Source organism: Micromonospora sp. RV43, from assembly GCF_001029515.1.
Lineage (GTDB): Bacteria > Actinomycetota > Actinomycetes > Mycobacteriales > Micromonosporaceae > Micromonospora > Micromonospora aurantiaca.
Window position 1 is genome coordinate 1 of sequence record NZ_LEKG01000267.1, and the last position, 6,473, is coordinate 6,473.

Genomic DNA, 6,473 nt, shown 5'->3' on the forward strand with positions numbered 1-6,473 from the left:
GCCTCGGGCACCGTGTTCCGGGCTCCCCGGGTGGCGTTCTCCACCCGTTCCAGCCGGGCCCGGGCGCCCATCGTGCGTCCGGGCAGCCGGACGTCGCCCCGGGAGAGCTGAGCCACGTACCAGGCGGGCAGGTAGCCCTCGATCGGCAGCCCGGGGTTGACCGCCAACCACCACTCGGGGTTCGGCCAGCCGGCCGCCAGGTCCGGGTAGGGGACGCGGCGGGTGGGGCCCGCGTTCTCCCCCAGGCTCGCACGCAGCGCGGCGACGGAGGTGAAGGCCAGCACGTGGGTGCGCCCCCCGGAGGTCCAGGTGCCCCACCCGGCGGTCGGTCCGTTCGCGACCGGAAGCAAGAGATCGACGCGGGTCAGCGCACGGAAGTACTGCTGCTGGTCCTGCGCGCGCAGCGCGTCCCGCATCGCCACCTCGGCCTCGGTGGCCGGCTCCCATCCGGTCACGGCCACCTCTCCTTCCGCGAACAGGCCACAGGCATCGCATACAACCTACAAGGTGGCAGCAAGATCAGGACTTCTGGCCATCGACGGTCGGCCCCGACGTGAGTGAGCCGCTAACATCCCGTTCCGGAGCCGACACGTTACGGAGGTCGTCGATGTCTCGGCCAGTCGCGTACCCCGTCGTGGCCGCCCTGGCGACGCTCCTCGTCGCCGGGGTTCCGGCCGCTCCGGCGACGGCTCGCGCACCCGCCGGCTGCGCCTCGCCGCCCGCGCCGGCCCGCCCGGTGGCGGACCAGCCGTGGCCGCAGCAGCGGTACGCCCCGGAACGGCTCACCCCCCTCGCAACGGGGGCCGGGGTCGTGGTCGCGGTCGTCGACTCGGGAGTGGACCGGTCCCACCCGCAGCTGGCCGGTCGCGTCCTCGACGGCGCCGACTTCCTCGATCGGAGCGGGGACGGCACCCGGGACTGCGCCGGGCACGGCACCGGGGTGGCGAGCATCATCGCCGCCGCGCCGCAGCCCGGCGTCGCGTTCCGCGGCCTCGCGCCGGACGCACGCATCCTGCCGGTACGGGTGAGCGAGCAGCAGGTGGTCGACGGGCGGGAGTCGGGGCGTACCGTCGACGCGGCCGGGTTCGCCCGGGCCATCCGCTGGGCCGTGGACCACGACGCCGACGTGCTCAACCTCTCGGTCGTGCTGTACGCGGACGACCCGGCCGTACGCGCCGCCGTCGCCTACGCGGTGCGGCGGGACGTGGTGGTGGTGGCCGCCGCCGGCAACCTGCACGACAACGGGGATCCCCGGCCCTACCCGGCGGCGTACGACGGGGTGCTCGGCGTCGGCGCGATCGGGCGGGACGGGACACGCTCGGCGTTCTCCCAGACCGGCTCGTACGTGGACGTGGTCGCCCCTGGTAGCGAGGTGCTGATGGCGGCGCCCAGGTCGGGCCACCAGCGGGCGGAGGGGACCAGCTACGCCACTCCGTTCGTGGCGGGTACTGCCGCGTTGCTGCGCCAGTACCGGCCCCGGCTGAGCGCGGCCGAGGTGGCCGGCCTGATCGTGGCCGCCGCCGACCCGGCGCCCGGGCGGGACGCGGGCTACGGCGCGGGGGTGCTCAACCCGTACCGGGCGGTGACCGAGTCGGCCGGCGCGACCGATTCCCGCACCCGGCCGGGGGCGGCGCTTCCCGCCGAGCGGCCCGATCCGGCCGCACTGGCCCGCCAGTCCCGCCGGGACACGGCCCGGGACCGGGCGCTGCTGGCCGCCGCCGTCGCGGGCGGGGCGGTGGCACTGGTGGCGGCGCTCGCCCTGGTGCTGCCGCGCGGCGCACGCAGGCGCTGGCGGGCGGCGGACCCGGCAGTTCCGAGCTGATCGCCGGCCACGCGCGAAGCCGCGCGGCCCGGGTCACCTGCCCGGGCCGCGCGGCGTCGGTTCACTGGAACAGGTTGGCGTTGCGCTTCTCGGTGTCGAGGTAGTCGGTCGCGGAGTCCTCGACGGCGAGCTTGATGTCACGCAGCATCGCCTGGAGGTCCTGCGAGGCGGCCCGCCACCGGGACTGCCGCACCTCGTACGCCTCGCGGGCCTCGCCGTTCCAGCTCGCCACCAGTGGGGCGGCGTCGCGTTCGAGCTGACCGAGCTGACTCTCCAGCGTGGACAGCGCCCGTTGGATGTCGGCGCCCGCCTGTTGCAGGGCGGCGAAGTTGACGACCAGCACACCGTGCTCCATGGATTCGATCCTTCCGGTTGTCAGAGCGGCAGCTGGATGCCGCGGTTGGTGCCCGCCACCCGGCCGGCGGCCTCGGTGTCGGCGACGTCGTAGTGGCGGCCGGCGCTGCGGATCGCGGTCGCGGTCTCGCGCAGCGCCCGCTGAAGGGCTGCCTGGTCCTGCGCCCACTGCTGCTTGACCTGCGCGAACGATCGCCCACCGGCACCCCGCCAGGCCTGCTGCAACACCTCCAGCTCGGCCATCAGGCCGCTGAGCATGGTCTGGAGCGACTGGTCGACCTGCTCGAACTTCGCGGCGGTCTGCTGCATCACCGCGGCTTCTGCCTGGGTCTGGGACATCCCGGACGTCACCTCGTCTCCTCGGTCGTGGCTGGCCACCGTGTGACCACCGTGGACTCGTCGGCGGGGGTCCGGGGCCGGTGGAGGGGGAAGCCCGGTGGCGGCGGACACGCAACTCGACGATTTCGTCGCTGACGGTAGCCGCCCGACTCCGGTTCTGCTACCCCCTCGGGCTCCCCTGTGGACAACCCGCCCACTACGATGAGCCACGGCAGCGTCACGCGGAGACCCGGCGAGGAGGTGCGGTGACCGCGAGCACGTCCGAGCGGCCCGCGTCCGTCCCGGTCCGCACGTCACAGTGGACGAGTCGTCCGACCGCTCGCCTGCGCGCCGGCCAGATCGTGGCCACCCAGGTCGCGGCGGCGGTGCTGGTCGCAGCCGCCGGGCGGGGTGTCGTGCCGACGGCCGTCGCGCTGCTGTCGGCGGCCCTGCTGCTGCCGGCCGCGTGGGTCCGGGTGCGCGGCCGCTGGCTGCACGAGTGGCTCGTCACCGCTGCCGCGTACGTGACGCGGCGGCGCGCCCTGCCACCGGCGGCCGATCCGGCGGCGCTGCTGGGGCTGCTCCGGCCGGGCTCGGTGGTCGGCGCGACCGAGGCGTCCGGCGGGGCGGCCGTGCTGCACGACGCCGCCGGGCTGACCGCCCTCCTGGAGCTGGGCGACCCGGACGACCTGCTCGGCGACCACGCGCACGAGCTGCCCACGCCGTTCGACCTGCTTCCCCCGGCCGGTCCGGACGCCCCCGCGATCCGGCTGCAACTGGTGTTCTCGTCGTCGCCCGCACCGGTGCCCGCGGTTGCCGGCGGTCCGGCCGGGACGTCGTACCGCCAGCTCACCGACGGGCGGGTGGCCGCGCGGGCACGGGTGGTGCTGGTCGTCCAGGTGCTGCGCGCAGACGGCTGGCCGGACGAGGACCTGTTGCGGGCACTGTCCGGCACCCTGCGGCGACTCGTCCGCCGGCTCGGCCCGCTCACCGCCCGGCCGCTGGGCGGCGACGCGGCGCTGCGGGTGATCGCCGAACTTGCCCACCACGAACCCGGCGCCCCGGTACGGGAGACCTGGCCGCTGCTCACTGTCGGTGGCTTGACGCAGGCCACCTGGCGACTGCGCCGGTGGCCGGATCCGCGTGGCGAGGCGGCCCGAGGGCTGGTGGGCCGCCTGCTCGCACTGCCCGCGACCGCCACCACAGTCGCGCTCACAGCCGGTCCGCGCACCGGCACCGCGCCGGTCCCGGCCGAGCTGGCGGTACGGGTGGCGGCCGGGAGCGCGGCCGGGCTGTCGACGGCGGAACGCACGCTGCGCCGGATCGCCGGTGACGTCGGCGGCGAGTTGCGCCGGCTCGACGGTGAGCACCTCGCCGGGCTGGCCGCCACGCTGCCGTTGGCGGTGACCGGCGGTGCCGCGTCCCCGGCCGGGTCGCCTCCGCCCGCGCTGGACCTGCCCTCGGCCACCGCCGGCCTGATGGTGGGCGCGAACCGGCACGGCGCCGCACTCACCGTCCGCCTGTTCCGCCCGGCCACGACCCGGGTGCTGCTCGTGGGCGGCGTGCCCGCGGCGCAACTGCTCGTGCTGCGGGCGCTGGCGCTCGGCGCGCGCGTGGTGGTGCAGACCGGCCGCCCCCGCTTCTGGGAGCCGTTCGTGCGGGGTGTCGGGACGGTCGGCGGCGGCGTACCGCTGCTCCCGCCGGGCCGTCCGGCCGGTGGCGCGCCCGGCTCGCCGCTGCACCCGCTGCTGGTGGTGGTGGACGCCGGCCCGGTGCCGCCGGAGGCCGGACCGGCAGCCGCCTGGCAGTCGGTGCTGGTGGTCCGCGACGAGCTGACCTCGGCCGACACGCCCGCGCTGGCCCGCGCCGACCTGGCGATCCTCCAGCCGCTCGACCCGGACGAGGCCGCGCTGGCGGGCGCGGCGCTGGGCCTGGGCGGTTCCGCCGAGTGGCTCACCCGGATCCGCGACGACATGGTGGCTGTGGTCAACCGGCGGGCCCTGCGCTGGGCGCTGCTCTCGCCCACACCTGTCGAGTCGCAACTGGTCGGTCGCCCGGCCCGGCACTGACGAGCCGCACCGCCGCGTACCAGGTCGAGCCTTCCCCTGGTGGTACGGCCGTGGCACGATCCCGGCCATGGATTTCCTGAAGGGTCTTCTGATTCGCGTGGGTTCGACGGCGGTGGCGTTCTGGCTCGCCACCCTGCTCATCCCGGGCATCTCGCTCGACTCCGACTCGGCCACCGAGACGGTGATCACGCTGGTGCTCGTCGCGGTCATCTTCGGTGTGGTGAACGCGGTGCTCCAGCCGATCATCAAGACCGTGGGGTGCGGCTTCTACCTGCTGACCCTCGGCCTGATCGCGCTCGTGGTGAACGGCCTGCTCTTCCTGCTCACCAGCTGGATCGCCGGTGAGGCCGGACTGCCCTTCCACGTGGACGGGTTCTGGCCGGAGGCGGTGCTGGGCGCGCTCTTCGTCGGCATCGTCACCTGGATCCTCGGCGCCGTCCTCGACCGCGACTGACACCGGACCCGGCCGGCCGCCTTCGCGGCCGGCCGGGACCACCAGGCCAGCCGCAGGGAATTGGCTGGCGAGGGCCCCGGCCGGGGGTACTAGCCTCGGCCGGGTGTTCACCCTGACCCGCGCGGACGGCTACGTGATCAGCACCGACCCGGATCGGATCGACCTGGACCGGGTGCACGTCTGGCTCTCCACCGACGCGTACTGGGCGCTGGGGCGGGAGCGGGAGACGGTGGCGCGCGCGTTCACCGGCTCGATCGGCTTCGGCGTCTACCGGCCGGGTGACGGACGGCAGGTCGCTGTCGCCCGGGTGGTCACCGACGGGGCCACGTTCGCCTGGCTGTGCGACGTGTACGTGGACCCGGCCGAGCGGGGTAGCGGGCTGGGCACCTGGCTGGCCGGCGCGGTCCGCGACCACCTGAACGAGCTGGGCGTACGCCGGATCCTGCTGGCCACGCTCGACGCGCACGGGGTCTACGCGAAGATCGGCTTCAAGCCGGTCGCAGCGGATCGGTGGATGGAGCTGGATCAGCGGGTGACGCCGGTCACCGATAAGGACCAAGATAAGGATCCACCACTTACGGTGGAGCGGTGAACCAGCTCCGGCTCGGCTACCTGTACGGCGTCGGCGCGTACCTGATCTGGGGTTTCTTCCCGATCTACCTGAAGCTGCTGCGCCCGGCCGGGCCGGTGGAGATCCTCGCGCACCGGATCCTCTGGTCGGTGGCGTTCGTGGCGTTGCTGCTGGCCGCCACGCGGCACGCCGGCTTCCTGCGCAAGCTGGCCCGGCGACCCCGGGCGCTCGCCGGCATCGGGCTCGCCGCCGCGCTGATCGCGGTCAACTGGGGCACGTACATCTACGGCGTGAACTCCGACCGGGTGGTGGAGACGGCGCTCGGTTACTTCATCAACCCGCTGGTGTCGGTGCTGTTCGGCGTCCTGGTGCTGCGGGAACGGCTGCGCCGCGCCCAGTGGGCGGCGCTCGGCGTGGGTGCGCTCGCGGTCGCGGTGCTCACCGTCGACTACGGCCGCCTGCCCTGGCTGGCGCTCACCCTGGCGTTCAGCTTCGCCGGGTACGGGCTGGTCAAGAAGCAGCTCGCGCTGCCCGCCACGGAAGGGCTGTTCGTCGAGTCGGCGGTGCTGGCGCTGCCCGCACTGGCGTACCTGGGGTGGCTGTCGGCGCGCGGCGACTCGACGTTCGGGCACATCTCGGCCGGGCACACCGCACTGCTGGTGCTGGCCGGGGCCGCCACCGCGATCCCGCTGCTGCTGTTCGCCGGGGCGGCGAACCGGCTGCCGCTGTCCACTGTCGGCATGCTGCAGTACCTCGCGCCGATCCTCCAGCTCGGCTGCGGCGTGCTGATCTTCCACGAGCCGATGCCGCCGGCCCGGCTGGCCGGTTTCGCCCTGGTCTGGCTCGCCCTGGTGGTCTTCACCGCCGACGCCCTGCGCCACTCCC

General features: G+C 74.7%; 8 protein-coding genes. 5 read left to right on the forward strand and 3 right to left on the reverse strand.

Translation table 11 applies throughout. The features are described 5' to 3' along the window. The coding region (locus ABD52_RS35370) for an SseB family protein (protein WP_161801657.1) at positions 1-455 on the reverse strand (455 nt) is incomplete at its 3' end. 152 nt (positions 456-607) lie between these two features. On the opposite strand from ABD52_RS35370, the gene mycP reads away from it, so the two are divergent. Next, a complete protein-coding gene (gene mycP / locus ABD52_RS35375; protein ID WP_047894596.1) occupies positions 608-1,822 on the forward strand; it encodes a type VII secretion-associated serine protease mycosin in 1,215 nt (404 codons plus the stop codon). A 61-nt stretch (positions 1,823-1,883) separates the two neighbouring features. Here the strand turns inward: mycP and ABD52_RS35380 are convergent, their stop codons facing one another. Together ABD52_RS35380 and ABD52_RS35385 are read right to left on the reverse strand one after the other, a co-directional pair. Further along, a complete protein-coding gene (locus tag ABD52_RS35380; protein ID WP_013473567.1) occupies positions 1,884-2,177 on the reverse strand; it encodes a WXG100 family type VII secretion target in 294 nt (97 codons plus the stop codon). Between the two features lie 20 nt (positions 2,178-2,197). Further along, positions 2,198-2,515 (reverse strand): WXG100 family type VII secretion target, encoded by a 318-nt coding sequence (locus ABD52_RS35385; RefSeq protein WP_041784049.1) that lies wholly within the window; start codon positions 2,513-2,515, stop codon positions 2,198-2,200. Positions 2,516-2,760: 245 nt separating this feature from the next. Here ABD52_RS35385 and eccE point away from each other — a divergent pair, with 245 nt between their 5' ends. The 4 genes from eccE to rarD all read left to right on the forward strand — a co-directional run. Further along, positions 2,761-4,563, forward strand: a complete 1,803-nt coding sequence (gene eccE / locus ABD52_RS35390) for a type VII secretion protein EccE (protein ID WP_013473565.1) — start codon at positions 2,761-2,763, stop codon at positions 4,561-4,563. A gap of 67 nt (positions 4,564-4,630) precedes the next feature. Further along, on the forward strand, positions 4,631-5,017 hold the full coding sequence (locus ABD52_RS35395) for a phage holin family protein (protein ID WP_013283623.1): 387 nt from the start codon (positions 4,631-4,633) through the stop codon (positions 5,015-5,017). 103 nt (positions 5,018-5,120) lie between these two features. After that, on the forward strand, positions 5,121-5,609 hold the full coding sequence (locus ABD52_RS35400) for a GNAT family N-acetyltransferase (protein WP_047894597.1): 489 nt from the start codon (positions 5,121-5,123) through the stop codon (positions 5,607-5,609). Continuing rightward, on the forward strand, positions 5,606-6,473 hold an 868-nt coding region (gene rarD / locus ABD52_RS35405), incomplete at its 3' end, for an EamA family transporter RarD (RefSeq protein ID WP_047894598.1). The genes ABD52_RS35400 and rarD, both read left to right, overlap by 4 nt.

Excerpts from the sequence above, each read along its gene's own strand:
- mycP (WP_047894596.1), top strand. The coding sequence starts at position 608 with ATGTCTCGGCCAGTCGCGTACCCCGTCGTGGCCGCCCTGGCGACGCTC.
- ABD52_RS35385 (WP_041784049.1), bottom strand. The coding sequence starts at position 2,515 with ATGTCCCAGACCCAGGCAGAAGCCGCGGTGATGCAGCAGACCGCCGCG.
- ABD52_RS35380 (WP_013473567.1), bottom strand. The coding sequence starts at position 2,177 with ATGGAGCACGGTGTGCTGGTCGTCAACTTCGCCGCCCTGCAACAGGCG.
- ABD52_RS35395 (WP_013283623.1), top strand. The coding sequence starts at position 4,631 with ATGGATTTCCTGAAGGGTCTTCTGATTCGCGTGGGTTCGACGGCGGTG.